Annotated in this window: 27 protein-coding genes; 16 read left to right on the top strand and 11 right to left on the bottom strand. The window is 70.7% G+C overall.

What is annotated here, in order from left to right; genetic code table 11:
- Positions 1–188 precede the first annotated feature (188 nt).
- From hydA to ACIG5F_RS36790, 7 genes are all read left to right on the top strand, one after another.
- The gene (hydA, locus tag ACIG5F_RS36820) at positions 189–1,577 is read left to right on the top strand and encodes a dihydropyrimidinase (RefSeq protein WP_396524618.1); all 1,389 of its coding nucleotides are present in this window, start codon (positions 189–191) and stop codon (positions 1,575–1,577) included.
- 11 nt (positions 1,578–1,588) lie between these two features.
- Positions 1,589–2,581 (top strand): TIGR03842 family LLM class F420-dependent oxidoreductase, encoded by a 993-nt coding sequence (locus tag ACIG5F_RS36815; RefSeq protein ID WP_396524617.1) that lies wholly within the window; start codon positions 1,589–1,591, stop codon positions 2,579–2,581.
- Positions 2,582–2,738: 157 nt separating this feature from the next.
- On the top strand, positions 2,739–3,605 hold the full coding sequence (locus tag ACIG5F_RS36810; RefSeq protein ID WP_396524616.1) for a metal-dependent hydrolase: 867 nt from the start codon (positions 2,739–2,741) through the stop codon (positions 3,603–3,605).
- Positions 3,605–4,528, top strand: a complete 924-nt coding sequence (locus tag ACIG5F_RS36805) for a PDR/VanB family oxidoreductase (RefSeq protein ID WP_396524615.1) — start codon at positions 3,605–3,607, stop codon at positions 4,526–4,528. The genes ACIG5F_RS36810 and ACIG5F_RS36805 overlap by 1 nt, the downstream gene beginning before the upstream one ends.
- Complete coding sequence (locus ACIG5F_RS36800; protein WP_396524614.1) at positions 4,525–6,228, top strand: SDR family oxidoreductase; 1,704 nt, start codon at positions 4,525–4,527, stop codon at positions 6,226–6,228. Before ACIG5F_RS36805 ends, ACIG5F_RS36800 begins: the two co-directional genes overlap by 4 nt.
- 2 nt (positions 6,229–6,230) lie before the next feature.
- Entirely contained in the window at positions 6,231–7,007 is a 777-nt protein-coding gene (locus ACIG5F_RS36795; protein ID WP_396524613.1) for a methylenetetrahydrofolate reductase, read from the top strand.
- Positions 7,004–7,627, top strand: coding sequence for a maleylpyruvate isomerase N-terminal domain-containing protein (locus ACIG5F_RS36790; protein ID WP_396524611.1), 624 nt, complete (start codon positions 7,004–7,006; stop codon positions 7,625–7,627). The genes ACIG5F_RS36795 and ACIG5F_RS36790 overlap by 4 nt, the downstream gene beginning before the upstream one ends.
- Before the next feature lie 116 nt (positions 7,628–7,743).
- On the opposite strand, the gene ACIG5F_RS36785 is transcribed toward ACIG5F_RS36790, so the two are convergent.
- The gene (locus ACIG5F_RS36785; RefSeq protein WP_396524628.1) at positions 7,744–8,889 is read right to left on the bottom strand and encodes a lactonase family protein; all 1,146 of its coding nucleotides are present in this window, start codon (positions 8,887–8,889) and stop codon (positions 7,744–7,746) included.
- Positions 8,890–9,109: 220 nt separating this feature from the next.
- Here ACIG5F_RS36785 and rocD point away from each other — a divergent pair, with 220 nt between their 5' ends.
- The gene (gene rocD / locus ACIG5F_RS36780) at positions 9,110–10,333 is read left to right on the top strand and encodes an ornithine--oxo-acid transaminase (RefSeq protein ID WP_396524610.1); all 1,224 of its coding nucleotides are present in this window, start codon (positions 9,110–9,112) and stop codon (positions 10,331–10,333) included.
- A gap of 43 nt (positions 10,334–10,376) precedes the next feature.
- The gene (locus ACIG5F_RS36775) at positions 10,377–11,213 is read left to right on the top strand and encodes a GNAT family N-acetyltransferase (RefSeq protein WP_396524609.1); all 837 of its coding nucleotides are present in this window, start codon (positions 10,377–10,379) and stop codon (positions 11,211–11,213) included.
- On the opposite strand, the gene ACIG5F_RS36770 is transcribed toward ACIG5F_RS36775, so the two are convergent.
- The 4 genes from ACIG5F_RS36770 to ACIG5F_RS36755 form a co-directional block, all read right to left on the bottom strand.
- Positions 11,210–11,473, bottom strand: a complete 264-nt coding sequence (locus ACIG5F_RS36770; RefSeq protein WP_396524608.1) for an SDR family oxidoreductase — start codon at positions 11,471–11,473, stop codon at positions 11,210–11,212. The genes ACIG5F_RS36775 and ACIG5F_RS36770 overlap by 4 nt on opposite strands.
- A 44-nt stretch (positions 11,474–11,517) precedes the next feature.
- Positions 11,518–12,354 carry a glutamate ABC transporter substrate-binding protein gene (locus ACIG5F_RS36765; protein ID WP_396524607.1) on the bottom strand — a complete coding sequence of 279 codons (837 nt, stop codon included), beginning with the start codon at positions 12,352–12,354 and terminating at the stop codon, positions 11,518–11,520.
- Positions 12,355–12,469: 115 nt separating this feature from the next.
- Positions 12,470–14,089, bottom strand: coding sequence for an ABC-F family ATP-binding cassette domain-containing protein (locus tag ACIG5F_RS36760; protein WP_396524606.1), 1,620 nt, complete (start codon positions 14,087–14,089; stop codon positions 12,470–12,472).
- A gap of 58 nt (positions 14,090–14,147) precedes the next feature.
- The gene (locus ACIG5F_RS36755; RefSeq protein WP_396524605.1) at positions 14,148–15,104 is read right to left on the bottom strand and encodes a zinc-binding alcohol dehydrogenase family protein; all 957 of its coding nucleotides are present in this window, start codon (positions 15,102–15,104) and stop codon (positions 14,148–14,150) included.
- A 51-nt stretch (positions 15,105–15,155) separates the two neighbouring features.
- On the opposite strand from ACIG5F_RS36755, the gene ACIG5F_RS36750 reads away from it, so the two are divergent.
- Positions 15,156–15,827, top strand: coding sequence for a TetR/AcrR family transcriptional regulator (locus ACIG5F_RS36750; RefSeq protein ID WP_396524604.1), 672 nt, complete (start codon positions 15,156–15,158; stop codon positions 15,825–15,827).
- Positions 15,824–16,354, top strand: coding sequence for a PaaI family thioesterase (locus tag ACIG5F_RS36745; RefSeq protein WP_396524603.1), 531 nt, complete (start codon positions 15,824–15,826; stop codon positions 16,352–16,354). The genes ACIG5F_RS36750 and ACIG5F_RS36745 overlap by 4 nt, the downstream gene beginning before the upstream one ends.
- 69 nt (positions 16,355–16,423) lie before the next feature.
- On the opposite strand, the gene zapE is transcribed toward ACIG5F_RS36745, so the two are convergent.
- Positions 16,424–17,437, bottom strand: a complete 1,014-nt coding sequence (gene zapE, locus ACIG5F_RS36740; protein WP_396524602.1) for a cell division protein ZapE — start codon at positions 17,435–17,437, stop codon at positions 16,424–16,426.
- Positions 17,438–17,476: 39 nt separating this feature from the next.
- Between zapE and ACIG5F_RS36735 the strand changes: the two genes are divergently transcribed.
- Both ACIG5F_RS36735 and ACIG5F_RS36730 read left to right on the top strand, forming a co-directional pair.
- Positions 17,477–18,220, top strand: a complete 744-nt coding sequence (locus tag ACIG5F_RS36735) for a pyrimidine reductase family protein (protein ID WP_396524627.1) — start codon at positions 17,477–17,479, stop codon at positions 18,218–18,220.
- Positions 18,221–18,420: 200 nt separating this feature from the next.
- Positions 18,421–18,918 (top strand): RDD family protein, encoded by a 498-nt coding sequence (locus ACIG5F_RS36730; protein WP_396524601.1) that lies wholly within the window; start codon positions 18,421–18,423, stop codon positions 18,916–18,918.
- A 39-nt stretch (positions 18,919–18,957) separates the two neighbouring features.
- Here the strand turns inward: ACIG5F_RS36730 and ACIG5F_RS36725 are convergent, their stop codons facing one another.
- The 4 genes from ACIG5F_RS36725 to uvrB form a co-directional block, all read right to left on the bottom strand.
- Complete coding sequence (locus ACIG5F_RS36725; RefSeq protein ID WP_396524600.1) at positions 18,958–19,260, bottom strand: hypothetical protein; 303 nt, start codon at positions 19,258–19,260, stop codon at positions 18,958–18,960.
- 103 nt (positions 19,261–19,363) lie between these two features.
- The gene (locus ACIG5F_RS36720; RefSeq protein WP_396524599.1) at positions 19,364–19,753 is read right to left on the bottom strand and encodes a type II toxin-antitoxin system VapC family toxin; all 390 of its coding nucleotides are present in this window, start codon (positions 19,751–19,753) and stop codon (positions 19,364–19,366) included.
- Positions 19,750–20,022 (bottom strand): type II toxin-antitoxin system VapB family antitoxin, encoded by a 273-nt coding sequence (locus tag ACIG5F_RS36715; RefSeq protein ID WP_396524598.1) that lies wholly within the window; start codon positions 20,020–20,022, stop codon positions 19,750–19,752. The genes ACIG5F_RS36720 and ACIG5F_RS36715 overlap by 4 nt, the downstream gene beginning before the upstream one ends.
- 73 nt (positions 20,023–20,095) lie before the next feature.
- Entirely contained in the window at positions 20,096–22,279 is a 2,184-nt protein-coding gene (uvrB, locus tag ACIG5F_RS36710) for an excinuclease ABC subunit UvrB (protein ID WP_396524597.1), read from the bottom strand.
- Positions 22,280–22,467: 188 nt separating this feature from the next.
- Here uvrB and ACIG5F_RS36705 point away from each other — a divergent pair, with 188 nt between their 5' ends.
- The 3 genes from ACIG5F_RS36705 (at position 22,468) to ACIG5F_RS36695 (ending at position 24,421) form a co-directional block, all read left to right on the top strand.
- Positions 22,468–23,130 carry a DUF4232 domain-containing protein gene (locus tag ACIG5F_RS36705; RefSeq protein WP_396524595.1) on the top strand — a complete coding sequence of 221 codons (663 nt, stop codon included), beginning with the start codon at positions 22,468–22,470 and terminating at the stop codon, positions 23,128–23,130.
- A gap of 83 nt (positions 23,131–23,213) precedes the next feature.
- Positions 23,214–23,765 (top strand): DUF402 domain-containing protein, encoded by a 552-nt coding sequence (locus ACIG5F_RS36700; protein ID WP_396524594.1) that lies wholly within the window; start codon positions 23,214–23,216, stop codon positions 23,763–23,765.
- 137 nt (positions 23,766–23,902) lie between these two features.
- On the top strand, positions 23,903–24,421 hold the full coding sequence (locus ACIG5F_RS36695) for a DUF402 domain-containing protein (RefSeq protein ID WP_396524593.1): 519 nt from the start codon (positions 23,903–23,905) through the stop codon (positions 24,419–24,421).
- Positions 24,422–24,581: 160 nt separating this feature from the next.
- Here the strand turns inward: ACIG5F_RS36695 and coaE are convergent, their stop codons facing one another.
- Positions 24,582–25,772, bottom strand: coding sequence for a dephospho-CoA kinase (gene coaE, locus ACIG5F_RS36690; RefSeq protein ID WP_396524592.1), 1,191 nt, complete (start codon positions 25,770–25,772; stop codon positions 24,582–24,584).
- Positions 25,773–25,876 lie beyond the last annotated feature (104 nt).

The raw sequence follows: 25,876 nt of genomic DNA, 5'->3' as shown, positions 1-25,876 counted from the left end.
GAACGCGGACACCGAGCGCTAGCGAGGTGCCGCAGTGAGCGAGCTTGCGAGCGAACCATTCAACACAGAGCGTCCGCGAACGCGGACACCGAGCGCTAGCGAGGTGCCGCAGTGAGCGAGCTTGCGAGCGAACCATTCAACACAGAGCGTCCGCGAACGCGGACACCGAGCGCTGGCGAGGTGCCGCAGTGAGCATTCTGGTCAAGGGCGGCGCCGTGCTCAGCCCGACCGGCTCGGTGGCCGCGGACGTGGTCGTCGACGGCGAGCGGATCACCGCGGTGGTGGCGCCGGGCTCGTGGCCCGGCACCGTCGACACCGTGATCGACGCGACCGGCAAGTACGTGCTGCCCGGCGGCATCGACGGCCACACGCACATGGAGATGCCGTTCGGCGGCACCCAGTCGGCCGACACCTTCGAGACCGGCACCACGGCGGCGGCCTGGGGCGGCACCACCACCATCGTCGACTTCGCGGTGCAGCCCAAGGGATCCTCGCTGCTGTCCACTATGGACCGCTGGCACGAGAAGGCCGACGGCAACTGCGCCATCGACTACGGCTTCCACATGATCGTGTCGGACGTCAACGACGGCACGCTCAAGGAGATGGACGCCTGCGTCGACGCCGGCGTGAACACGTTCAAGATGTTCATGGCCTACCCGGGCGTGTTCTACTCAACCGACGGCGAGATCCTGCTGGCCATGCAGCGGGCCCGGGCCAACGGCGGCACGATCATGATGCACGCCGAGAACGGCATCGCGATCGACCAGCTGGTGGCCCAGGCCCTGGCCGCCGGCCGGACCGATCCCGTGCAGCACGGGCTGACCCGGCCGCCGGAGCTGGAGGGCGAAGCCACCCATCGGGCCATCCAGCTGGCCAAGGTCACCGGCGCGCCGCTCTACATCGTGCACCTGTCGGCGGCCCAGGCGCTGGAAGCCGTGGCCATCGCCCGCAACGACGGCCAGAACGTGTTCGCCGAGACGTGCCCGCAGTACCTGTTCCTGTCCATCGAGGACCTGGCCAAGCCGGACTTCGAGGGCGCCAAGTTCGTCGCTTCCCCGCCGCTGCGCGAGAAGTCGCACCAGGGGGCGCTGTGGCAGGGGCTGCGCACCAACGACCTGTCGGTGGTGTCGACCGACCACTGCCCGTTCTGCTTCGTGGAGCAGAAGGAGCTGGGGCGCGGGGACTTCTCCAAGATTCCCAACGGGATGCCGGGCGTCGAGCACCGGATGGACCTGATCTACCAGGGCGTGGTCGGCGGCGAGCTGACGTTGCAGCGCTGGGTCGAGGTGACCTCGACCACGCCGGCTCGCATGTTCGGGCTGTATCCGCGCAAAGGTGTCATCGCCCCGGGGTCGGACGCCGATATCGTCGTGTACGACCCGAACGCGCGGCAGACCCTGTCGGCCAGCACGCACCACATGGCCGTGGACTACTCGGCCTACGAGGGCCTGGAGATCACCGGCCGCGTCGACACCGTGCTGTCGCGGGGTCGGGTCGTGGTCGACGGCGACGGCTGGCACGGCGCCAAGGGACACGGCCGGTTCCTGTCCCGTGAACTGAACCAGTACTTGAACTGAGAGGCCCAGCGATGGACTTCGGCGTAGTGCTCCAGACCGATCCGCCGGCCCGTGCCGTGGTGGAGACGATGAAGGCCGCGGAGGACGGTGGTTTCCGCTACGGCTGGACGTTCGACTCGGTCGTGCTGTGGCAGGAGCCGTTTGTCATCTACTCCCAGATCCTGGCCGCCACCCGGGAGCTGGTCGTCGGGCCGATGGTGACCAACCCCAGCACCCGGGACTGGTCGGTGACGGCGTCGCTGTTCGCCACCCTCAACGACATGTTCGGCAACCGGACCGTGTGCGGCATCGGCCGCGGCGACTCCGCGCGCCGGGTGATCGGGCAGAAGCCGGCGACGCTGGCCACGCTCGGCGAGGCCATGCACGTCATCAAGGAGCTGGCCGAGGGGCGCGAGGCCCTGCACCACGGCGTGCCGGTGCGGATCCCGTGGGTGCGCGACGGCAAGCTGGAGATGTGGATGGCGGCCTACGGTCCCCGTGCGCTGAAGCTGGTCGGCGAGCAGGCCGACGGTTTCATCCTGCAGACCGCCGACCCCGACATCGCCCGCTGGACCATCGGCTCCGTGCGGGACGCGGCCGCCGCCGCCGGCCGTGATCCCTCGGAGGTCACGATCTGCGTCGCCGCCCCGGCCTACGTCGGCTCCGACCTGGCGCACCAGCGCGACCAGCTGCGCTGGTTCGGCGGCATGGTCGGCAACCACGTCGCCGACCTGGTCGCCCGCTACGGCGAGGACGGCGGCGTGCCCAAGGCGCTGACCGACTACATCAAGGGTCGGGAGGGCTACGACTACGCCCACCACGGCAAGGCCGGCAATCCCTCCACCGACTTCGTGCCCGACGCCGTCGTGGACCGGTTCTGCCTGGTCGGCCCGGAGTCCGCGCACGTCGACCGGCTCCAGGAGCTCAAGGAGCTCGGCGTCGACCAGTTCTCCCTGTACCTCATGCACGACGACCGCGACAAAACCCTCGCTGCCTACGGCACCACCATCATCCCCGCGGTCTGACCCCCCCGATGGGGTGAACTCCCTCAAGCTTGGAAGGGGGCCTTCCTCCACTCGGAGTGGAGGAAGGCCCCCTTCCAAGCGTCAAGGGGTGACTTGCCACACGCCGCGCGGGCGGTTTACTGTTACCTCAAGTAACAGGTAAGCCGGGAGGTCGGCGATGACGGAGCCGGACAAGCTGGTGCTGCGACCGCGGGACGTGCGGTTCGACTGGTCCGAGCTGCCGATGCACTGGGTGCCGCGGGAGCCGTTCGCCACCCATGTGCTCAACGTGCTGCACCTGCTGCTGCCCGAGGGCGAGCGCTGGTTCTGCCGCACCTTCCAGGAGGCCCTGCCGCTGATCGACGACGACCGGCTGGCCGAGGACGTGCGGGGCTTCATCGGCCAGGAGGCGGTGCACGCCGAGGCCCACCAGGGCGTGCTGGCCCACCTGCCGGCCAAGGACCTGGACCCGGAGCCGTTCGTCAAGGAGGTGTCCTGGATCTTCCGGCGCATCCTGGGCGACCGGCCGGCGCTGACGGTCCGGGCCCGGCAGGAGTACCTGATCGAGCGGCTGGCCATGATCGCCGCGATCGAGCACGTGACGGCCTTTCTCGGCGACTGGATCCTCAACTCCCCCGGCCTGGACCGGGCCAAGGCCGACCCGACCATGCTGGACCTGCTGCGCTGGCACGGAGCCGAGGAGGTCGAGCACCGCTGCGTGGCCTTCGACGTGATGCGCCACTTCGACGGCCGCTACCTGCGCCGGGCCCGGGCCATGGTCATCGCCGGCCCGGTGCTGTGGATCATGTGGATCAAGGGCGCGAGGTTCCTGCTGGCCAACGATCCCGAGCTGCCGCGAGGCACCGAGCCAAGCTGGCGTGACTACGGGCGGGCGGTGCGCAAGGGCCTGATGCCCGGCCCGTGGCAGATCGCCCGCTCGATGTCCCGCTACTTCAAGCCCGGCTACTACCCGACCCAGGAGGGCTCCACCGCCCAGGCGGTGGCCTACCTGGCGCAGTCCCCGGCCGCACAGGCAGCCCACTGATGCCGGACCGGTTCCTCCGCGGCCTGACGCGGTTCACCGACGCCTACACGCGCTCGCTGCCGTACTGGGGGCGCAGCCGCGGCCTCGCCACGTTGCTGGAGCGCCCGCTGAACCTCGTGGTCAGCGAACGGAAAGTGGTCGCCGACGGCGTCGTCAGCCTGCGGCTGGCCGGCGAGGACCTGCCGACCTGGCATCCCGGCGCGCACCTCGACCTGCACCTGCCGTCCGGCCTGCGGCGGCAGTACTCGCTGTGCGGGGACCCGGGCGAGCACAGCTACCGGATCGCCGCCCGCCTGATCGGCCCCGGCTCGGCCGAGGTGCACGCGCTGCGGCCGGGCGACCGGGTCACGGTTCGCGGCCCGCGCAACGCGTTTCCCTTCGTGGCCCAGGGAAAGGCGCTGTTCGTGGCCGGCGGCATCGGCATCACGCCGATCCTGCCGATGGTCCGCACGGCCGCCCGGCTCGGCCTGGACTGGCGGCTCGTCTACAAGGGACGGTCGCTACCGTTCCTGGACGAGCTGCCGCAAGGGAAAGTGACCGTCAACCCCGGTCGCGACGAGCTGCTGGCCGACGCGCCCGAGGGCGGCGCGGTGTACGTCTGCGGCCCGGCGGGAATGCTGGACGCGGTACGGCAGGGCTTCCGGGACTGCCCGGCGACCCGCCTGCACTACGAGCGCTTCGGCCCGCCGCCGATCGTCGACGGCAAGCCGTTCGAGGTGCAGCTGGGCGTGGACGGCCCGGTCCTGCCGGTGCCGGCCGACCGGTCGGCGCTGGCCGTGCTGCGGGATTTCCGGCCCAGTGTGCCCTATTCGTGCCAACAGGGTTTCTGCGGCACCTGCCGCCGGCGCACGGTCGAGGGCAATGACATCCTGGTGTGCGTCGAGCGCACCGACGGCGAACGCATGGTGTTGGAGGAGCTATGAAGAGCAGGACTGTGGCCTCCGACGGCGTGCGGCTGGCCGTCTACGAGCAGGGCGACCCGGCCAAGCCGACCGTGCTGCTGGTGCACGGCTATCCGGACACGCACCTGATGTGGAACGACGTGGCCGTGCAGCTGGCCGAGGACTTCCACGTGGTCAGCTACGACACCCGAGGCTCGGGCAAGACCACCGCCCCGTCCACTGTGGAGGGTTACCGGCTGGCGCAGCTGGCCGACGACCTGATGGCCGTGGCCGACGCGGTCAGCCCGGACGCCCCGGTGCACGTGGTGGCCCACGACTGGGGCTCCATCCAGGCCTGGGAGGCGGTCACCGAGCCGGCCAACGCCGACCGGATCGCCTCGTACACCTCGATCTCCGGGCCGTGCCTGGACCACGTGGCCCACTGGACCCGCCGCCCCAGCCTCAAGACCGTGCGGCAGCTGCTGCACTCCTGGTACATCGGCTTCTTCCACCTGCCGGTGCTGCCCACCCTGGTCTGGCGGTTCTGGCTGGGCCGCAACTGGGGCAGGCTGCTGAGCGCGGTCGACGGCGTGCCGCGCCGGCCCGGGCACCCGGCGCCGACCATCACCAAGGACGGCATCAACGGGATGTCGTTGTACAAAGCCAACTTCCGGGCCGTGTCGGCCAATCCGCGGGAGCGCCGGACCACGGTTCCGGTGCAGGTCATCCACCCCGAGCGGGACCGCTACGTGACCGCGCCGCTGACCCAGAACCTCCAGAAGTGGGCGCCGAAGGTGTGGCGGCGGACCATCCCGGCCAGCCACTGGGTGGCGCTCACCCACCCGGAAGTGGTGGCCCGCATGGCCACCGAGTTCATCCGGCACGTGGAGGGCGAGCCGGCGCCGCGCTCGCTGCGGCGGGCCGAGGAAGGCCGGCACCGGGCCCCGTTCGCCGACCAGCTGGTGGTGATCACCGGCGGCGGCAGCGGCATCGGCCGGGCCACCGCGCTGGCGTTCGCCAAGCAGGGCGCGGAGATCGTGGTCTGCGACCGCAACCACGACACCGCGGCCGAGACCGCCGCCCTGGCCGGGACGAAGGCCCACGCGTACCAGGTGAACGTGGCCGACGAGGGCGCGGTGGCCAAGTTCGCCGCCGATGTCGCGGCGGCGCACGGGATTCCGGACGTGGTGGTGAACAACGCCGGCATCGGGCACGCCGGCGCGCTGATGGACGCCACCACCGAGGAGTGGCAGCGGGTGCTGGACGTCAACCTCTGGGGCGTGATCCACGGCTGCAAGTCCTTCGGCGAGCTGATGATCGCCGGCGGCGAGGGCGGGCACATCGTCAACGTGGCCTCGGCCGCCGCCTACCTGCCGTCCAGGCACCTGGGCGTCTACTCGACGTCCAAGGCGGCGGTGTTCATGCTGTCCGACTGCCTGCGGGCCGAGCTGGCCGCCGCGGGCGTGGGCGTGTCCACCATCTGCCCCGGCATCGTCAACACCAACATCGCCGGCACCACCACGTTCTCCGGGGTGACCGCGGCCGAGCAGGCCCGCAAGCAGGAGGCCAGCACCAAGGCCTACCGGCGGCGCAACTTCCCGCCGGAGCGGGTGGCCGCCGAGATCGTGCGGGCGGTGCGGCGCAAGCGCGCGGTCGTGCCGGTCACGATCGAGGCCAAGATCGCCCGGGTGACCAGCCGGCTGTTCCCCTCGGCGCTGCGACGGCTTGCCGCTAGATTCTGACCATGACTGAGTTCCAGGTCGTCTGCGAGATCGAGCCGCCGACCAAGCCGGATCTGATGCACGTGCGGCACCAGATCGGCACGCTGTCCAAGGTCGCGAGCAGCTTCCTCATCCCGGACAACCACATCGGGCGCGCCACCGTGTCCAGCGTGGCCGTGGCGCACGAGGTGCAGGCGATGGGCGGGCGCAGCATCGCCTGCCTGAACTCCCGCGACCGCAACATGTTGGGCTTCCGGCGGGACCTGCTGACCGCCGCCGCCTACGGCGTGGACGAGTTCCTGTTCGTCTACGGCGACAAGCCGGCGGCCGGCAGCCGGACCGGGCAGCTCACCGTGCGGTCGATGATCGACGAGGTGCGGTCGCTGGCGGAGGACAAGGCGTTCTCGGGGGTCCGGCCGTTCCGGGTCGGCACCGCCGCCGGGCTGCGGCCGCTGCCGGCCTGGAAGCACGCCGCCGACTTCATGTTCGTGCAGGTCAGCTTCTCGCTGGACGCGCTGCTGCGGTGGCGGGACGCGAACCCGGTCGACATGCCCGTGTACGCCGGCGTGATGGTGATCGCCAGCGCCGCGCACGCCCGCCGGCTGGCCGCTGCCATTCCCGACATCGACATCCCGGCCGACCTGGTCGAGCGCCTGGACGGCGACCGGTTGGCCGGCGTGGAGACCACCTGCGAGCAGGTGCTGAAGATCCGCGAGTCGGGCGCGTTCGACGGCGTGCACCTGGTGCCGGTGGCCCGCTACCGCGAGGTCGCCGCCCGGCTGGAGCAGGCGCTGAAGTGATCGCCGCCTTCCTGTCCGCCGCCCGCTCGGCGGCGGCACTGCTGCGCACCCCGGAACTGGCTGAGGCCTGGGCCAAGCCCAGCGCCCTGGCCGAGTTCCGGGTGTCCGGGCTGGCCGGCCACCTCGCCGGTCAGGTCACCAACATCGGCTTCTTCCTCGACTCGCCGCCGCTGCCCGACGAGCCGGTGCTCGACGCCGTGCGGTTCTACTCCCAGCAGCCCGACGTCGACGTCGACTCCCCTGTCGCCCGCGGCATCCGGGAGCGCAGCGAGGCCAACGCCGGCCCCGCCGCTGGCGAGCTCGCCGCCCGCTACGACGCCGCCGTCACCTCGGTCGCCGCCCGGCTCGACGGTCTCGACCCGGCCATGCTGGTGACGGTGTGGAACCGCTGGACGCTGCCGCTGGACCAGTGCCTGCTGACCCGGATCCTGGAGCTGGTCATCCACGCCGACGACCTGGCCGTGAGCATCGGCGTGCCCACGCCCGAGTTCGCCGACGAGGTCGTGGACGCCACCGTCAGCACCCTGGCCCGCATCGCCGTGCGCAAGCGCGGCACGGTTCCGGTGTTGCGGGCGCTGTCGCGCCGTGAACGCGCCGACGCGGTGGCCACCGCGTTCTGATCGCGGCATCACCCGAACGCAGCAGCACGCCCCCTCCCGCCAACGGCGGACGCCATGAATCTCAGCGCCCGCCGCTAGGCTGGAAATCGGGGGGGGACCCCCACACGGGGTGATCTTCAGAGCGGGAGCGTCATCACCGGCTTGGGCGTGGCCAGCGGCGTGCCGACCGCGGTGAGCAGACCGGTCGCCTTGTCCACCCGGTAGCTGGTCACGGTCCCCGAGTCCTGGTTGGACGAGAACAGGAACGAGCCGGTCGGGTCGAGGCCGATGTGCCGGGGGTTCTTGCCGACCGGCGTGTTGGCCAGCAGCGTCAGCTTGGCCCCGCCATCACCGACGGCAAAAACGGCCGCGTTGTCGGAGCCCCGGTTGGACAGGTACACGAACCGCCCGTCCGCGGAGACGATGATCTCCCCGGGGTAGTTGCGAACCCCAGCCGGCGGCGCGGCGGTGAGGGTGGTCTGGGGCTTGCCCGGCGTGAGCACCCCCGAGGCCCCGTCGTACGACGCCACGATGACCGAATTGCCGAGCTCGTTGGCGATGTAGGCGTACCGCCCGTTGGGGTGGAACGCGAGGTGCCGAGGCCCTTGCCCGGCGGGAACCTTGGCCTGGTGCACAAGCTTGAGCTTGCCGGCCGAAGACACCGTGTAGGCGTAGACGGTGTCGGTGCCGAGGTCGACGGAGTGCACGTAGGCGCCGTGGTTGTCGGGCAGCACCTGGTGGGCGTGCGGCCCCTCCTGCCGGTCGGGGTCGGGCCCGGAACCGGTGTGCTGGGCCAGGTCCGTCGCGGCGCCGAGGCTGCCGTCGGCCTTCACGGGCAGCACGACAACGCTGCCGGAGTCGTAGTTGGCTGCGAGCACGTGCTTGCCGTCGGGGGTGACGCACAGGTGGGTGGGCCCGTCGCCCTGGGCCGACTGGCTGTTGAGCACCTTCAGCGTGCCGCCGGACACGGACAGCGCGGTGACGCGGCCGCCGGCCTGCTCGTCGACGGCGTAGAGATAGCGCTGCGAGGGGGCGAGCGCGAGGAACGAGGGGTTGGACACGGCGACCACGGACTTGGCGACGACGGCGCCGGCGGCCGGGTCCCAGGCGCCGACGCCGATGCCCTTGCCGGCCCCGCTGCCGTCGGTGTACGTGCCGATGAACAGCGGCCTTGTCGCGGCGCGGGGCTCGCTGCCCGGCCCGGCCTCGGCCACGCCACTTCCCATCAGCACCGCTCCTCCCACCCCGGCCAGCAGCCCGCCCAGGAAGCCCCGACGATCCATTCCAGGCACAGCGACGCCCCTTTCGATCACAACGGCGGCGTGTCGCCACTGTGGCCTAGACCATCGGTCCGGGACAAGACGCGCAACCAAGGTTGCATATTGCGCAACACAGCCTGCACGCAACGAATCGCTGTCAGAATCTCGAACAGCGCAACAAACAGGTGCCATACGCAACATAGACCGGATGAAATCACCGCCAGGGGCCATCTAGCCTTGGGACATGACCGCCACCATCGACACCCCCACCACGGCCGCCGGTTACGTCGACCTCGACGAGCGGTGGAGCACGCACAACTACCACCCGCTGCCGGTGGTCATCGCCGAGGGCGAGGGCGCCTGGGTGACCGATGTCGACGGCAACCGGTACCTGGACTTCCTGTCCGGCTACTCGGCCCTGAACTTCGGACACCGCCACCCCGCGCTGGTCGCCGCGGCGGTGGAGCAGCTCAGCCGGGTCACACTGACCAGCCGGGCCTTCCACCACGACCAGTTCGGCCTGTTCTGCCGCGAGCTGGCCGAGCTCACCGGCACCGACCTGGTGCTGCCGATGAACTCCGGCGCGGAGGCCGTGGAGTCGGCCATCAAGGTCGCCCGCAAGTGGGCCTACCAGGTCAAGGGCCTGCCCGCCGGCTCCGCGCAGATCGTGGTGGCCGGGTCCAACTTCCACGGCCGCACCACCACGATCGTGTCCTTCTCCACCGACGACACCGCCCGGGCCGACTTCGGGCCGTTCACGCCGGGCTTCACCGTGGTCGAGTACGGCGACCTGGACGCGATGGCCGACGCGATCGGCGAGCACACCGCGGCCGTGCTGATCGAGCCGATCCAGGGCGAGGCCGGCGTGGTCGTGCCCCCGGCCGGCTATCTGGCCGGCATCCGGCGGCTGTGCGACGAGCGCGACGTGCTGATGATCGCCGACGAGATCCAGTCCGGCCTGGCCCGCACCGGCGAACTGCTGGCCCTGGACCACGAGGGCGTGCGGGCCGACCTGTACACGCTGGGCAAGGCGCTGGGCGGCGGCATCATGCCGGTCTCGGCGGTCGTCGGCCGGGCCGAGGTGCTGGGCGTGCTGCGCCCCGGCGAGCACGGCTCGACCTTCGGCGGCAACCCGCTGGCCTGCGCGGTCGGCCGGGCCGTGGTCCGGCTGCTGGCCACCGGCGAGTTCCAGGAGCGCTCCCGCGAGCTCGGGGCGTACCTGCACGGGCGGTTGGGCGAGCTGATCGGCCACGGCGTGGCCGAGGTCCGGGGCCGGGGCCTGTGGGCCGGCGTGGAGATCGCGCCCGGCGGGCCGGCCGGGCGGGCCGCCTCCGAGGCGCTGGCCAAGCAGGGCGTGCTGTGCAAGGAGACGCACGACACGACGCTGCGGATCGCGCCGCCGCTGGTCATCACCCGCGAGGAGATCGACCGGGGCGTGGCGGCGATTTCGAACGTTATAGGTAGGTAAAATGCCGTACCGCTTGTGACCCACGTCATGAGACGTTGACGGCATGACAGTCGACATCGCCAGGGCACCCGTGGCGCGGCTGGGCATCGAGGACCTGGCCGCGTGCCTCGATCTCGCCGCCGACCGGCAGTGGCCGAGGGAGCGGCGCAAGTGGTCGTTCCTGCTCACCATGGGCGAGGCCTACGGCCTGCGGGACGAGCACGACCTGGCCGGCTCGGTGGTGCTGAGCCGGTTCGGTCCCCGGCTGGCCTGGGTCGGCATGATGCTGGTGGCACAGCGGTGGAATCGGCGCGGCCTGGGCCGGGCCCTGATGCGCCACGCCATGGATCACGCCGGCGCCGGCACGATCGCCTTGTACGCCACCGAATCCGGCCGCCCGCTGTACGAGGCGCTGGGCTTGCGCGTGGCCGGAACCGTCTCCACGCACCGCGGCCGCTTCCTCGGCGCCGGGTCCCGCACCGGCCTCACCCGCCCGTTCACCCCGGCCGACCTGGCCGCCGTGCAACGCCTGGACGCCGAGGTGACCGGGGCCGATCGCCGCCGCCTGCTGACCGGATACCTCCGCTTCGCCGGCCAGGTCCGGGTGGTGACCGAGGGCGGCGCGATCACCGGCTACGCCGGCTCGTGGCGGGACGGCGAGACGGTCGTGATCGGCCCGGTGATCGCCGCCCGGCTGGCCGACGCCAAGGTGCTGGTGACCGACATCGCGTCCACTGTGGACGGTCCAGTGCGGCTGGACACCGGCCACCCCTACCTGGCCGCCTGGGCCGTCGCCGAGGGCCTGGCCCGGCAGTTCGAGGTGACGACCATGGTGCACGGCCGCGACCTGCCCGGCGACCGGTCCCGCCTGTTCACCCCGCTCATGCAGGCGCTGGGCTAGGCGAAACCGCCGGAGGCGTGCACCACTTCGCCGGTGATCCAGCGGGCGTCCTCGGAGGCCAGGAACACCGCCACCAGGCCGATGTCCTCCGGCGTGCCCACCCGACCCAGCGGGCTCCGGGCGGCCATTCCCGGCGAGTCGCGCACGCCCAACGCCTCCGCCCCCTCGGTGTCGGTGACCCCGGGCGCGATCGCGTTCACGCGGATCCCGCGCCCAGATCCACTGATCGATGCTCGGAAGGGGGCTTTCCTCCACTCCAAGTGGAGGAAAGCCCCCTTCCGAGCTTGAAAGCGGCTGGGGGCGGTCAGCGTTCGGTGATGGTGGGCGGGGAGGGGATCTTGTAGCCGGTGCCGCCGAAGTTGTGCTGGAGCGAGGACTGCCAGGCGCCGGTGCTGACCATCTTGGTGATGGCGTCGTCGATCTTGGCCACCGAGGCGGTGTCGCCCTTCTTGACGCCGATGCCGTAGCGCTCCTGGGTGAACGGCTTGCCGACGACCCGCAGCAGCTCCGGGTTCTGCGCGGCGTAGCCGGCCAGGATGAGGTCGTCGGTGGTCACGGCGTCGACGATGCTGAACAGCAGCGCGGTGATGCACTCGGAGAAGTGCGCGTACTCGACCAGCTGGGTCTGGGCCGCGAACTTGTCCTTGACCTCCTGCGCGGAGGTGGTGCCGGCCACCGAGCACAGCCGCTTGCCGTTGAGCGACTCGGGACCGGTGATGGTCTTGTCGTCCAGCCGCACCAGCAGGTCCTGCCCGGCCACGAAGTACGGGCCGGCGAAGGAGATCACCTGCTTGCGCTTGTCGGTGATGGAGTAGGTCTCCACCACCAGGTCGGCCGAGCCGTTCTCCAGCACGGTCTCCCGGTCCGCGGACACCGTGCTGCGCCAGGTGATGTTGCCGGCGTCGACCCCGAGCTCCTTGGCCACGAACTCGGCGACGTCGATGTCGAAACCGGTGTAGTCGCCGTTGAGGCCCTTGAGGCTGCTGCCCGGCTGGTCCTCGGCGATCGCGATGGTCAGGTGCCCGCCGGACGCCTTGCCGATCACGGTGTTGCCGCCGGCGCCGCTACCGCAAGCAGCGGCGACCAGGGCGATCGCGAGCAGGGCTGGTAATCGACGGAACCACGCCTTCGTGCTCATCATCCACCAAACAGTCGTCAGGTCGTCACGAACCAGCCGAACCTAGGGGGTGATCCGGTAGACCGTCCAGACCAATCCCGTGACGATTTGTTTCCGGACCGATTCTTGTGACCAAAAGTCACCTGGCCCGGGCCACCCGGCCCTCGTCCCACACCGGTTCCGGCACCTCGTGAACTTTCCCGTCCGCGCCGAACAGCAGGAAGCGGTCGAACGAGCGGGAGAACCAGCGGTCGTGGGTGACGGCCACCACCGTGCCGGTGAACTCCTCCAGCGCGTCCTGCAACGCCTCGGCCGAGGTGAGGTCGAGGTTGTCGGTCGGCTCGTCCAGCAACAGCAGCGTGGCCCCGGACAGTTCCAGCAGCAGGATCTGGAACCGGGCCTGCTGCCCGCCCGACAGCGTCTCGAACCGCTGGTCCCCACTGGCCGCCAGGCCGTAGCGGCTCAGCACCGACATCGCCGCGCCGCGGTCCAGCCCCTTGCGGCCGTCTTCCCCGTGCCACAACACATCCACCAGCGTGCGGCCGATCCACTCGGGATGCTCATGAGTCTGCGCGAACAGCCCCGGCACCACCCGCGCGCCCAGCCGGTACGACCCGGTGTGCGCGACCTCGCCGCCGCCCAGCAGCCGCAGGAAGTGGCTCTTGCCGGAACCGTTGGAGCCCAACACCGCCACCCGGTCGCCGAAGAACACCTCGGCGTCGAACGGCTTCATCAGCCCCGACAGCTCCAGCCGCTCGCAGGTGATCGCGCGAACGCCGGTGCGCGAACCGCGCAGCCGAGGCTTGACCTCGTGCTCCTCCGGCAGCTCGGGCGGACGCGGGCTCTCCTCATACTTGCGCAGTCGGGTCTGCATGGCGCGGTAACGGGACGCCATGTCGGGGCTGATCGCCGCCTGCTGCCGCAGTTCCCGCACGAGGTCGATGAGCCGCTGGTGCTCCTCGTCCCAGCGCTTGTGCAGCTCGGCGACCCGGGCCCAGCGGGCCGCGCGGGCCTCGTGCCAGGTGCCGAAACCGCCGCCGTGCACCCAGGTGGTGCGGGCCTCCAGCGCGACGATGTGGGTGGCGGCGTTGGCCAGCAGCTCACGGTCGTGGCTGACCAGCAGCACGGCCTTGTTGGTCTCGCGGAGCCGCTCCTCCAGCCAGCGCTTGCCCGGCACGTCGAGGTAGTTGTCCGGCTCGTCCAGCATCAGCACCTGGTCGTTGCCGCGCAGCAACGCCTCCAGCACCAACCGCTTCTGCTCGCCGCCGGACATCGTGCGCACACCCCGGAACCGGGCCCGGTCGTAGGGAATGCCGAGCGCGGCCACGGTGACGACGTCCCAGAGCACCTCGACGTCGTAGCCGCCGAGCTCGCCCCAGGCCGCCAGGGCTTCGGCGTAGCGCATCTGCGTGGGCTCGTCGTCGGTCTCCATCAGCGCCAGCTCGACCTCGTCGAGCTCCTTGGCCGCCGCCCGCAGCGCCGGCGAGGCCACCGCGAGCAGCAGGTCGCGGACCGTGGACTCGTCACGCACCGAGCCGATGAACTGCGGCATCACGCCAAGCCCGCCCTGGACGACCACGCCGCCCTCGGCCGGCGTCAGCTCGCCGGACAGGATGCGCAGCAACGTCGTCTTGCCGGCGCCGTTCTCCCCGACGATCGCGGCGACGTTCCCCTGCGACACGCGGAACGTGACGTCGCGGAACAGCTGCCGGCCGTCGGAGAGCTGATAGGCGAGCCCGCCGGCCTCAAGAAACCCCATGGGGCCCATAGTGACCGGCGGGTGGGCCCAATTGCGAATTGTTACTTGCCCAAAAGGGTCATCGAGCGGGGTCCAGCACCAGCTTGCCGACGGTCTTGCGGCTGCGAATGTCGATGTGGGCCTGGGCCGCGTCGGACAGCGCGTAGTCGCCGCCGAGCAGCGGCTTGAGCTTGTTCGCGGCCACCAGGCCGAACAGCTCGTTCATGGCGTCACGCATCATCGCCGGCCGGCGGAAGCAGTCCTGGAGCCAGAAGCCGACGACGGACTTGCTGTGCGCCATCAGCTTGTTCAGCACCACCGGCGAGCCCATGCTGCGCGAGGCCGCGCCGTAGGCGACGATGCGGCCGAAGCTGTCCAGGGCCTTGAGCGAGGCGTCGAACACGCCGCCGCCGGTCATCTCCAGCACGATGTCCACGCGCTTGCCGTCGTTGGCCTCGATCAGCCGCTCGGCCAGCGTGTCCTCGGGCTCGGCGTCGATGGCCACGTCCGCGCCGAGGTCGACGGCCAGGCCCCTCTTGCCCTCCGTCGAGGCGGTCCCGATGACGCGGCCGGCGCCCCACAGCTTGGCCAGCTGCACGGCCAGCGTGCCGACGCCGCCGGCCGCGGAGATCACCACGACCGACTCGCCGGCCTGCATGTGGGTGGAGGTGCGCAGCAGGTGCCAGGCGGTGGAGCCCTGCACGATCAGGGCCAGCGCGGCCGCGTCGGACACGCCGTCCGGCACGTCGAAAGCCAGGCTCGGGTGGGCCACGGCGTACTCGGCGTAGCCGCCGCCGGAGCTCAGCGCGACCACGCGGCGGCCGTCCTCGGTGCGGCCGACGATCTCGCCGCCCGGCACGAACGGCAGCTTCTGGTCGGCCAGGTAGGAGTTCTCGGCCTGGTGCGTGTCGGCGTAGTTGATGCCGGCCCGATCCACCTTGACCAGCAGCTGGCCCTCGGCCGGGACGGGGGTCGGCAGCTCCACCACCTTCAGCACCTCGGGCCCGCCGAACTCGCTCACCTGAACCGCACGCACCGTCTGACTCCTTCGTCGCCGTTCCGTACAGCGTACGGTACAGTGTACGGAATGACGACGACAGCCCGGACGAGGGTGCCACGCAACACAGTGAGCGCGGACCTCATCGTCACCGCCGCCCTGCGGCTGCTGGACCAGGCCGGCGTCGAGGCGTTCAGCATCCGCGCCCTGGCCAAGGAGCTCGGCGTCGCCCCCATGACGCTCTACACCTACTTCCGCGGCAAGGACGAGCTGCTCGACGCCGTGCGCGACCACGCGCTGCGGGCCGCCGCGCTGACCACCGCCTACGGCGGCTGGCAGCACCAGGTGCGCACCATCTGCCGCCGGCTGCGCGGCCAGATCCTGGAGCACCCGTGCCTGACCTCGCTGTTGCAGCAGCGGCCGCTGGCCGGGCACGAGTCGGCCGAATCGGCCGAGTCCCTGCTGCGAGCCCTGGTCGAGGCCGGTTTCGACGAGGAGAACGCGGCCAGGACCTACACCATGCTGCTGGGCTTCGTGGTCGGCGTGACCACGCTGGAGGTCCGGCTGCTGGAGGAGAACAGCGACCCGCAGCGGCGGGAGAAGGTCCGCGAAATCATGTCCGGACTGCCGGCCGACCGGTACCCGGCCCTGGTCGCGCACACCCCGGCGCTGCGCCAGACCGTCGGCGGCGACGTGCAGTTCGAGTTCGGACTGGACCTGGTTATCGCCGGCATGGAGCAGCGTCTGATACTTGCCGGGTGAACAAGCTGGAGCTTCCTGACGGCGCCGTGCTGCCCGCACGGCACCCCGACGCGCCGGCCCCCGGCGTCGAGCTGCCCGTGCACTACTCGAAGTGCTTCGGCTGCGGGGACATCGACAGTGGCCTGCACCTGCGGGCCAGGGCCGGCGACGGGCTGACCGTGCACGGCCTGTTCCACGTCACCGAGCACCACCAGGGCGCGCCCGGCCTCGCCCACGGCGGGCTGCTGGCCTGCGCCTTCGACGAGGTGCTCGGCATGCTGGGCATGCTCACCCACATCCCGGCCGTGACCGGGCGGCTGGAGACCGACTTCCGGCGGCCGGTGCCGGTCGGCACCGTGCTGCACATCCGGGCCCAGCTCGACGGCGTGATCGGCCGCCGGATCTACACCAGCGCCGTCGGCCGCCTCAACGCCGACGACGGCCAGGTCGCGGTCAACGCCCAGGGCCTGTTCATCGAGGTCGGGCTGGAGCACTTCACCAAGCACGGCCGCGGCCTCGAAGGCCGCGACTTCGAAGTCAACCCCTGACCCCCACCCCCGGCGCTTGGAAGGGGGCTTTCCTCCACTCGGAGTGGAGGAAAGCCCCCTTCCAAGCGGTTATTGGGCTTCGCGGGAGAGGGCGATGAGGCGGGAGAGGGCGCGGAGGTACTTCTTGCGGTAGCCGCCGCGCAGCATCTCCTCGGTGAACAGCTCCGACAGCGGCTGCCCGGAGACCGCCACCGGCACCGCGCGGTCGTAGAGGCGGTCGGCGAAGGCCACCAGGCGTAGCGCCACGTCCTGGTCCGGGGCGGCGTGCACGTGCCGGAGATGCACGGCCGTCACGTCGGAGACGAGCCGTCCGTAGCGGGACGGGTGCAGCTTGGCCAGGTGCGCGCACAGGGCGTCGAAATCGTCCAAAGTGGACCCGGGCGTGGCCTCGGCGCTCTTGACGAGCTGCTCGTCGGACATCGGCTCCGGCGCGTCGGGCAGGCCGCGGTGCCGGTAGTCCGGGCCGTCCACGCGGATGACCTCGAACTGCTGGGAAAGGCTGCGGATCTCGCGCAGGAACTCGTCCGCGGCGAACCGCCCCTCCCCCAGCTTCTCCGGCAAGGTGTTCGACGTCGCCGCCACGTACGTGCCGGCCGCGGTCAGCTCCTGGAGCAGGCGGGTGACCAGGGTCGTGTCGCCCGGGTCGTCCAGCTCGAACTCGTCGATCGCCAGCAGCCGGTGCTCCGACAGGCGCTTGACCGCCTCCATGAAGCCGAGCGCCCCCACCAGGTGCGTCAGCTCCACGAAGGTGCCGTACGCCTTGGGTCCCGGCACCTCGTGCCACAGCGAGGCCAGCAGGTGGGTCTTGCCCACGCCGAAGCCGCCGTCCAGGTACAGGCCGCGCTTGGCGGCGGGCTCCTTGCCGCCGAACAGCGACTTCATCCAGGACTTGGGCTTCTCGGTGGCGATCCGGCGGGCGAAGGCCCGGCCGGCCGTCACCGCCGCCGCCTGGCTCGGCTCGTCCGGGTTCGGGAGGTAGCTGTCGAAGCTGACGTCGCCGAAGCGGGGCGGCGGCACCATGGCCGCCACGATCTCGTCCCCGCTGATCGTGGGCTGCCGGTCGATCAGGCGCGGGGTGGTCATGCCCGAATCGTAGTGTCGTGTTGGGATGCATCCGTGCGCATGCTCCTGCCTGAGGCCCGTGACATCGACGACACCGAGCTCGAACGGCTCTACGACTACCCGTCCGACCTGTCGCGGCCGTGGGTGCAGGTGAACTTCGTGTCCAGTCCCGACGGGGCCGTCACGGTCGGCGGCAAGTCGCAGGGGCTGTCCGGGCCGGCCGACAAGCAGGTGTTCATGCTCGGCCGGACCCTGGCCGACGTGATCCTGGTCGGGGCCGGCACCGCCGCCATCGAGGGCTACGCCGGCGTCCAGGCCGGCGAGGTCCGGGCCGCTGCCCGGGCCCGGCTCGGGCTGGCCCCCGTGCCGCCCATCGCCGTCGTCTCCCGCCGCGCCTCCGTCGACCCGGCATCGGACCTCGTCTCGACGCCGCTGGCGCCCACCATCGTCGTCACCTGCGCCGCCGCCCCGACGTCCCGAGTGGAGGCTCTCGCGGCCGCCGGCGCCGACGTCGTCATCGCTGGGGACGCCGACGTGAATCTCTCGATCGCCTTGGCGGAGCTGGACAAGCGGGGGTTGCGGCGGGTCAGCTGCGAGGGCGGGCCGCACCTTTTCGGCGCCCTCATCGAGGCCGGGCTGGTGGACCAGCTGTGCCTGACCGTCTCGCCGCGACTGGCCGGCGGCGACGCCAGCCGCATCGCCGTCGGTCCGCCGCCGGCTGCTCCCCGTGAGCTCGATCTGGCCTCGGTGTTGACCGACGAGAGCTTCCTGATGCTCCGCTACCGCTCACGGCGGCCGGTTTAGGCTCCCCGGCGGCCGAGATTGGTCCGTTCGCGGGCTGACCTCGGCCGTGGTTCGCGCCGATACCATCAGGTTCGCCGGCGAAGTCCGTTCTGGTCCCGCGCATGATCTAATGATCTTGTTGTCGGCTGAAGCAGTTCGGTCGGAGGTGAGCATTGCCGCGTCACGTCCAGCCGCGGGCCGGGTTTCCACGCGCCGGTTCGATGGCCCGCACCGAGGCTTGCCTCGTGGACTGCCTGGTCGCGCTCACCTGGCTGCTGCTGCTCGGCGGGGTGGCCATCGCACTGCGGGAGTTAGGTCTCGAACCGCGGTGGAGCGCCTCCAGCGAGCTCTCCGCCGACGTCGCCACCCTCGCCCTCGGGCTCATCCCCGTCGGCTTCTACCTCGTGCTCACCGAGACCAGCCGCCGCCAGGGCAGCCTCGGCAAGCGCCGCGTCGGCCTGCGCGTCGTCCGCTCCGACGGCACCCGCGCCGCCACCTGGCAGCTGGCCCTGCGGACCGCCATCAAGCTCAGCCCGTGGTTCCTGGCCCACCTCGGCCTCAGCCGCCTGTGGATGCACCTCGGCACCGAGCAGAGCGCGTGCTTCTGCCTGTTCTGCGTCTACCTCATCGTGCCCGTCAGCATCGGGCTGGCCCTCGTGCACCCTCAGCGCCGGGCCCTGCACGACTGGCTCACCGGCACCCGCGTCGTCGGCGACTAGGTGGGCGGCCACCGCCGCCCACCCCCAGCCGTCCCAGGCTTACAGCAGCAGCCCGTACTCCGTGGCCGACGCATCCGTGTGCAGCAACCCGTACTCGGTCGCCGACGCCGCCGGCCGCACAATCCCGTACTCCGTAGCCGAAGCCGCCGGCACCACGCCGTACTCCGTCGCCGAGGCGTCGGGGTGGACGATGAACTCGCCCTGCGCGTTCGGCACCGCCGCCGTGTTCGCCGGCAGCGCGTACTCCGCCGCCGTCGTATCGGGATGGATGAACCCCACTCCACCCACGGTCGCTGCCCCGAGCACCGTCAGCCCGGCCACCATCCGCACCACTGCCCGCATAGGTCTCCCCTTCCGTAGTGGACAGCGCCGACGCTAACCGAGCACCGTCCCCGCCGTCCGGCGTTTCGGCCAGGACCGAAACCCGGTCACGCCCACCGGCCGCTCAGTCCACGAGCTTGAGGTCCGTCCGCGGAAAGTCGTTGCCCACGTACAGCAAGGGCTCACCCGCGTGTGCGGCCACGGCGTAGGTCAGACAGTCCCCCATGTTCAGACCAGCGGGATGACGGCCCTTGCCGAAGCGGCTGAAGGCATCCAGGGCCAACTCGGTGTGCTCATCGGTGACCGGAACGGTCTTGATGTTGTTGTACTGGAGGAAACGCGCCAACAACGTGTGTCCACGCGCGCCCCACCGGCTCACCAACACCATGCCCGCTTCAAGCACGGACGGAGCGCCGATCTTGGGATCCGGATCGTCGAGCAGGTGCTGCTCAAGACGCTCATGACCGGGCTCACGGCCGATGATCGCGATGATGGCCGAGGTGTCGATGATCATACGCCGTCCGGTCCGAACCCGAGAATTTCTTCCTGCTCCGCCTTGGAAAGCGGTTTGCCCAGCTCCTCGGGGGGAATCTGGGCCCAGATCTCCTCCTCGAGGAACCTGCGGAAGCGAGCCGCACGTTGCTGCGCGGCGTCACGCTTGGTCAGCCGCTCGCGCTCAGCGCGCAGGGCAGCGCGGATCGCCCCTGTTTTCGTCTCACCGGTCAGCTCGGCGACCTCAGCCGCGAGCCGCTCGGTCTCCGGATCCTTGATGTTCAACGCCATGACCCAACAGTACCCGAGTAGGGTGTAATCAAGGCTACCATTACACCCTACTCGGGTAACTCGCCGCTGCCGGCTACTTCAGGCCGGCGGCGTCCATGCCGCGCAACTCCTTCTTCAGGTCGGCGATCTCGTCGCGGATGCGGCCGGCCAGCTCGAACTGGAGGTCGCGCGCCGCCGCCATCATCTGGTCGGTGAGCTGCTGGACGAGGTCGGCCAGCTCGGCCCGGGGCATGTTCTTGACGTCCCGCTCCACCAGCACGCCCGGCGAGACGGCCTTGCCGTCGCCGGTGGCCCGCTTGCCCCGCGAGGAGTTCCGGCCGGAGCCGCCGACCTTGACCTCCTCGCTGTCCTCGGCCTCGGCGTAGACCTTGTCGAGGATGTCGGCGATCTTCTTGCGCAGCGGCTGGGGATCGATGCCCTTCTCGGTGTTGTAGGCGATCTGCTTGTCCCGCCGGCGGTTGGTCTCGTCGATGGCGTACCGCATCGAGTCGGTGATCTTGTCGGCGTACATGTGCACCTCGCCCGAGACGTTACGGGCGGCGCGGCCGATGGTCTGGATCAGCGACGTCCCCGAGCGCAGGAAGCCCTCCTTGTCGGCGTCGAGGATCGCGACCAGCGACACCTCGGGCAGGTCCAGGCCCTCGCGCAGCAGGTTGATGCCGACCAGCACGTCGTAGTCGCCCAGCCGCAGCTGCCGCAGCAGCTCGACCCGGCGCAGGGTGTCCACCTCGGAGTGCAGATACCGCACCCGGATGCCCAGCTCCAGCAGGTAGTCGGTGAGGTCCTCGGCCATCTTCTTGGTCAGGGTGGTGACCAGCACCCGCTCGTCCCGCTCGGCCCGCACCCGGATCTCGTGCACCAGGTCGTCGATCTGCCCCTCGGTTGGCTTGATCACCACTTCCGGGTCGATCAGGCCGGTCGGGCGGATCACCTGCTCCACGAACTCGCCGCCGGCCTGGCCCATCTCGTACGGGCCGGGCGTCGCCGACAGGTACAGCGTCTGGCCGATCCGGTCCTGGAACTCCTCCCAGGTCAGCGGCCGGTTGTCCAGGGCGCTGGGCAGCCGGAAGCCGTGCTCGACCAGGTTGCGCTTGCGGGACGCGTCGCCCTCGTACATGCCGCCGATCTGCGGCACTGTCACGTGCGACTCGTCGATGACCAGCAGGAAGTCCTCGGGGAAGTAGTCGATCAGGGTGGCCGGCGCGCTGCCGGCGCCGCGGCCGTCGATGTGCCGGGAGTAGTTCTCGATGCCGGAGCAGAAGCCGACCTGGCGCATCATCTCGATGTCGTAGGTGGTGCGCATGCGCAGCCGCTGCGCCTCCAGCAGCTTGCCCTGCTTCTCCATCCTGGCCAGCGACTCGGCCAGCTCGGCCTCGATGCCGGCGATGGCCTTCTCCATCCGCTCCGGCCCGGCCACGTAGTGCGTCGCCGGGAAGATCCGCAGCTCGTCGACCTCGCGCACGACCTCGCCGGTCAGCGGGTGCAGGTAGTACAGCCGGTCGATCTCGTCGCCGAAGAACTCGACCCGCACGGCCAGCTCCTCGTAGGCCGGGATGATCTCCACGGTGTCGCCGCGCACCCGGAACGTGCCGCGGGCGAAGGCGATGTCGTTGCGGGTGTACTGCACGTCGACCAGGGCCCGCAGGAACAGGTCGCGCTCGACCTCGCCGCCCACCTTCAGCTGCACCGAGCGGTCCAGGTAGGACTGCGGCGTGCCCAGGCCGTAGATGCACGACACCGAGGCCACCACGATGGTGTCCCGCCGGGTCAGCAGGCTCATCGTGGCCGAGTGGCGCAGCCGCTCCACGTCCTCGTTGATCGAGGAGTCCTTCTCGATGTAGGTGTCGGTCTGCGGGATGTAGGCCTCGGGCTGGTAGTAGTCGTAGTAGCTGACGAAGTACTCGACCGCGTTGTCGGGGAAGAACCCCTTCAGCTCGTTGGCCAGCTGGGCGGCCAGGGTCTTGTTCGGCGCCATCACCAGCGTCGGCCGCTGGAGCTTCTCCACCAGCCAGGCCGTGGTGGCCGACTTGCCGGTGCCGGTCGCGCCCAGCAGCACCACGTCCGGCTCGCCCCGCTTCAGCCGCTGTTCCAGCTCGGCGATGGCCTGCGGCTGGTCGCCCGACGGCTGGTAGTCGGCGACCACCCTGAACCGGCCGTCGGCGCGCGGGATGTCGCTGACCGGCCGGAACTGCGAGGACGCGAGCACAGGTGAATCTGCCACGTCCACCAGGGTAGGACGCACCCCTGACAGTTTCATGCGCCGCGTGCCGCGGCGGGCTCGGCCCCCGGGTGGCCCCGCGCTCGACACGCCAAAGGTTCATCGGCGTGATCCAAATCACGTTCCATCAACCCAATGGGGCCACAAACATCCTCTAAGCATCGGAATCAGCACGGCCCGGCGATACGAAGAACAATCCCCGCGCCGTTTCTTTCGGGAGGCTTTCCATGCGTTCCACCATTGCTGTCGGGTTGGTCTGCGCCGCGGGGGCGGTCGTGCTGAGCGCGTGCGGAGGGGCCAAGATCAGCGCCACGGTCACCCCCGTCACCAGCGAAAACACCAGCTCCAGCGCGCCGGCCCCGAGCACCGCGCAGCAGCCTTCCGACCAGCCGGCCGGCACGAACGCGGGCGCGCCGCAAACAAGCCCCAACGCGCCACAACAGGTCGTTTCCAGCAATCCGTCGAACTGCCGGTCGAGTGAGCTGAAACTGGGCTTCGGCCCCGACTCCGACCACGCGATGCAGAAGACCTACACCTCGCTCCAGTTCACCAATGTCGGCCAGCGCACCTGCACGCTCCAGGGCTTCCCGGGCGTCTCCTACGTGACCGGCGACAGCGGCCAGCAGGTCGGCCTGCCGGCCAACCGCGCCGGCAACCTCGGCCCGGCCGTCACGCTGCGTCCCGGCGGCAGCACCACCGCCGGCCTGGTCATGGTGAACCCGGCCCCGTACCCGGCCGACCAGTGCAAGCAGGTCGACGTGCGCGGCCTGCGGGTCTACCCGCCCAACGAGACCGCCGCGATGTTCCTGCCGTCCGCGGGCGCCAGCTGCTCGGCCGACATCGGCCCGCTGCTCACCGTGAGCAGCGTCGGGACCTCGGCCACGAGCTGACCGAACGCCACCGACCGGCAGCGGTCGGAATATGACCCTCCCGGAGGATGGCAGCGCGGCCCCGCAGGTCACACGATGGCGGCATGACCGTCGAACTGCCCACCCAGGTCCGGACCGAGACCCACGTCCACCCGCCGAAGGTCGAGCTGTTCGACGTGGACGCGATGACGAACACGGACCCCAAGCGCCAGGTGCGGACGGTCAACGAGTACCGGCGGACCGAGCACGGCCTCTACATGTCGCGGGCCGTGGTCGGGCATCCCGAGCTCAGCCACTTCGAGTCGTGGCTGCTGCCCGCGCACGGCCTGCGGGTGACCAGACAGAGCTGGTGGTCGGGGCACGAGCGGGACTACGACTTCTACGTCGACCTGGTCCACGTGCAGCCCGGCGAGCCGGTGTGGCGGACCGTGGACCTCTACCTAGACCTGCTGGTGCGCACCGGCCGTTCGGTCGAGGTGCTGGACACCGACGAGCTGATGGCCGCCGTCCGTCTGGGTGTGCTCACCGCGCACGACGCCCAGCTGGCCCTGGAGCGCACCTACCGAGCGGTCGCCGGCATCGCCGCACACGGTTACGACATCCAGCGGTGGCTGGCCGCCGAGGGCGTTCATCTCACGTGGGCCAATAGCCGATGACCGAATTCGAGGTCAAGAGCCGTTCGACTGACGGGGACTCTCGCAACCCATTCGGTATCCAAACGGCCACAATGCGTGATGTAACGAATCGACCCGGACGGTCACCGAGCGAACACCTAGGGCTACCCTCGGGTCGCGTGGGAACGGTCATCACTCCGCAGCTGGTCGACACCGTCGACACCGTCACCGGGGTCCGCAGCTACTCGTCCGGTGGCACCAGGCACCTGACGACATGCCAGGTGGAACGGTGGGGACTCCGGATGGAATGCCCGACACCCGAGGACCCGTTCTCCGACGGCGAGGTCACCTGGCTGCTGCCCGACCTGGGCCTGCGCCTGACCCACCTGCGGTCGCGGTCCCGGCACGGCCGGCCCACGCCGAGCACCCTGACCGCCGTGCGGGTGCAGCACGATTCCCGCTCCTGGCGGACCACCGACCTGCTGCTGGGGCTGGCCGTGCCGGGCGGCACCACCGCACGCATCGTGCGCTCCGAGGAGTTCGCCGCGGCCGTCGCCGGCCGGGTGCTCCGGCCCGGCGACGCCGACCTGGCGCTGCGCACCGTGCATCGGACGCTCGAGGAGATCAGCCACTTCCGCCACGACCTCAACGCGTGGCTGAACCACCTGGACATCTTCGACGTCTGGCCGCCCCTGTAAGGACTTGCTCGCCCGGTAGCGCGTCCCGGGCGAAGTCGCAGTGGTCGTCCCCGCCCGGCCACGCCTGCGGCTCAGTTAGGCGGGGACCAACTTTCCCCCACGTGAGTGGCTCACTGGCCGCCAGGAGCGAAGTGAGCCACTCACGTAAGGGAGAACCGGCTCAGCTCGGCGGCTGCCAGCCCACCTTCGCCGCCCACGCCTCGGCCCGGGGGTCGGCCTGCTCGAACCAGGGGTCCTTGGCGTCGGCGTAGGACCCGATGTCGGTGAAACGCGGGGACAGCTCACGTTTGAGGGCGTCGTACTCCGCGCGAGCCGCGTCGTCGGCACGCAGCCAGGCCGGGAACAGCAGCGCGTAGCGCCAGCCCGGCGAGCCGTGGACCCGAATGTGCAGGTTGGCCCAGCGGCCCGGGTCGGCGCTGTAGTGCATGCGCTTGCGCCAGTGCTCGGGGTCCGGGTCGGTCGCCCGGGGACTGTCCCGAGTGATATTCGGCAGCACCGGGAAACCGGCCCCGCCCAAGGCGTCGGCCAGCTTGTCGGCGTCGTCCAGGCTGCGCACGGCCATCTGGAGGTCGATCACGTCCTTGGCCGCCAGGCCCGGCACCGAGGTCGAGCCGATGTGGTCCACCCGCAGCGCCTTGTCGCCCGCGGCCAGCGTCAGCCGGGCGATCAGGCGGCGGGCGTCGCGGGGCCACGCCGGGTCGTAGTCGACGATCTTCGGGCCGCCCCGCTGCGGGAAGGTCGCCTCGCGGACGTGGCGTTCGAACGGCAGCAGCCGGTGGCGCCACAACTCGTCCACCGCGGCCCGGACGTCGGCCTGCGATCCGCCGTTGTCCAGCCAGACGTCCGCCGCCTCGCGCCGCTGCTCCTCCGACGCCTGCGCGGCGATTCGGGCCCGCACGTCCTTTTCGTCCATGCCCCGGCTGCTGGTCAGCCGCCGCACCCGCAGCTCCACGTCCGCGTCCACCACCACGACCAGGTGAAAGGCCGGGGCCATGCCGTTCTCCACCAGCAGCGGGATGTCCTGCACCACGATGCCGTCAGCGGGGACCTTGCTCGTCAGCTCCACCGCCCGGTCGCGGACCCGGGGGTGCACGATCGAGTTGAGCTTGGCCCGGCTCTCGTCGTCCCCGAACACCTTCGCCGCCAGCGCCGGCCGGTTCAGGCTCCCGTCCTCGGCCAGCACCTCCGGGCCGAAGGCCGCCACGATCTCCTTGAGCCCGTCGGTTCCCGGCTCCACCACCTCGCGGGCGATCCGGTCCGAGTCGACCACCGTCGCCCCCAGCTCGGCCAGCCGCCGCGCCACCGTCGACTTGCCGGCCCCGATCCCGCCCGTCAACCCCACCTGCAACATGAGGCCCATCCAACCATCGCGGAGTTGGCCACGTGAGTGGCTCAGGTGGCGTCGAGAGACACCTGAGCCACTCACGTGGCCCGGCCGGCGGCGGAACGTGGAGT

The organism is Kutzneria sp. NPDC052558, from assembly GCF_044547355.1.
GTDB lineage: Bacteria > Actinomycetota > Actinomycetes > Mycobacteriales > Pseudonocardiaceae > Kutzneria.
The sequence above is the reverse complement of the archived record's forward strand: the minus strand, read 5'-3'. Positions and strand labels throughout refer to the sequence as shown.

What these genes read in the sequence shown, in the direction of transcription:
- ACIG5F_RS36785 (WP_396524628.1), bottom strand. Translation starts at nt 8,889, where the DNA reads ATGGATCGTCGGGGCTTCCTGGGCGGGCTGCTGGCCGGGGTGGGAGGA.
- rocD (WP_396524610.1), top strand. Translation starts at nt 9,110, where the DNA reads ATGACCGCCACCATCGACACCCCCACCACGGCCGCCGGTTACGTCGAC.
- ACIG5F_RS36815 (WP_396524617.1), top strand. Translation starts at nt 1,589, where the DNA reads ATGGACTTCGGCGTAGTGCTCCAGACCGATCCGCCGGCCCGTGCCGTG.
- ACIG5F_RS36800 (WP_396524614.1), top strand. Translation starts at nt 4,525, where the DNA reads ATGAAGAGCAGGACTGTGGCCTCCGACGGCGTGCGGCTGGCCGTCTAC.
- ACIG5F_RS36810 (WP_396524616.1), top strand. Translation starts at nt 2,739, where the DNA reads ATGACGGAGCCGGACAAGCTGGTGCTGCGACCGCGGGACGTGCGGTTC.
- uvrB (WP_396524597.1), bottom strand. Translation starts at nt 22,279, where the DNA reads ATGAAACTGTCAGGGGTGCGTCCTACCCTGGTGGACGTGGCAGATTCA.
- ACIG5F_RS36775 (WP_396524609.1), top strand. Translation starts at nt 10,377, where the DNA reads ATGACAGTCGACATCGCCAGGGCACCCGTGGCGCGGCTGGGCATCGAG.
- ACIG5F_RS36765 (WP_396524607.1), bottom strand. Translation starts at nt 12,354, where the DNA reads ATGATGAGCACGAAGGCGTGGTTCCGTCGATTACCAGCCCTGCTCGCG.
- ACIG5F_RS36760 (WP_396524606.1), bottom strand. Translation starts at nt 14,089, where the DNA reads ATGGGGTTTCTTGAGGCCGGCGGGCTCGCCTATCAGCTCTCCGACGGC.
- ACIG5F_RS36730 (WP_396524601.1), top strand. Translation starts at nt 18,421, where the DNA reads ATGGCCCGCACCGAGGCTTGCCTCGTGGACTGCCTGGTCGCGCTCACC.
- ACIG5F_RS36725 (WP_396524600.1), bottom strand. Translation starts at nt 19,260, where the DNA reads ATGCGGGCAGTGGTGCGGATGGTGGCCGGGCTGACGGTGCTCGGGGCA.
- ACIG5F_RS36720 (WP_396524599.1), bottom strand. Translation starts at nt 19,753, where the DNA reads ATGATCATCGACACCTCGGCCATCATCGCGATCATCGGCCGTGAGCCC.
- coaE (WP_396524592.1), bottom strand. Translation starts at nt 25,772, where the DNA reads ATGTTGCAGGTGGGGTTGACGGGCGGGATCGGGGCCGGCAAGTCGACG.
- ACIG5F_RS36715 (WP_396524598.1), bottom strand. Translation starts at nt 20,022, where the DNA reads ATGGCGTTGAACATCAAGGATCCGGAGACCGAGCGGCTCGCGGCTGAG.
- zapE (WP_396524602.1), bottom strand. Translation starts at nt 17,437, where the DNA reads ATGACCACCCCGCGCCTGATCGACCGGCAGCCCACGATCAGCGGGGAC.
- ACIG5F_RS36750 (WP_396524604.1), top strand. Translation starts at nt 15,156, where the DNA reads ATGACGACGACAGCCCGGACGAGGGTGCCACGCAACACAGTGAGCGCG.
- ACIG5F_RS36795 (WP_396524613.1), top strand. Translation starts at nt 6,231, where the DNA reads ATGACTGAGTTCCAGGTCGTCTGCGAGATCGAGCCGCCGACCAAGCCG.
- ACIG5F_RS36735 (WP_396524627.1), top strand. Translation starts at nt 17,477, where the DNA reads ATGCTCCTGCCTGAGGCCCGTGACATCGACGACACCGAGCTCGAACGG.
- ACIG5F_RS36700 (WP_396524594.1), top strand. Translation starts at nt 23,214, where the DNA reads ATGACCGTCGAACTGCCCACCCAGGTCCGGACCGAGACCCACGTCCAC.
- ACIG5F_RS36805 (WP_396524615.1), top strand. Translation starts at nt 3,605, where the DNA reads ATGCCGGACCGGTTCCTCCGCGGCCTGACGCGGTTCACCGACGCCTAC.
- ACIG5F_RS36705 (WP_396524595.1), top strand. Translation starts at nt 22,468, where the DNA reads ATGCGTTCCACCATTGCTGTCGGGTTGGTCTGCGCCGCGGGGGCGGTC.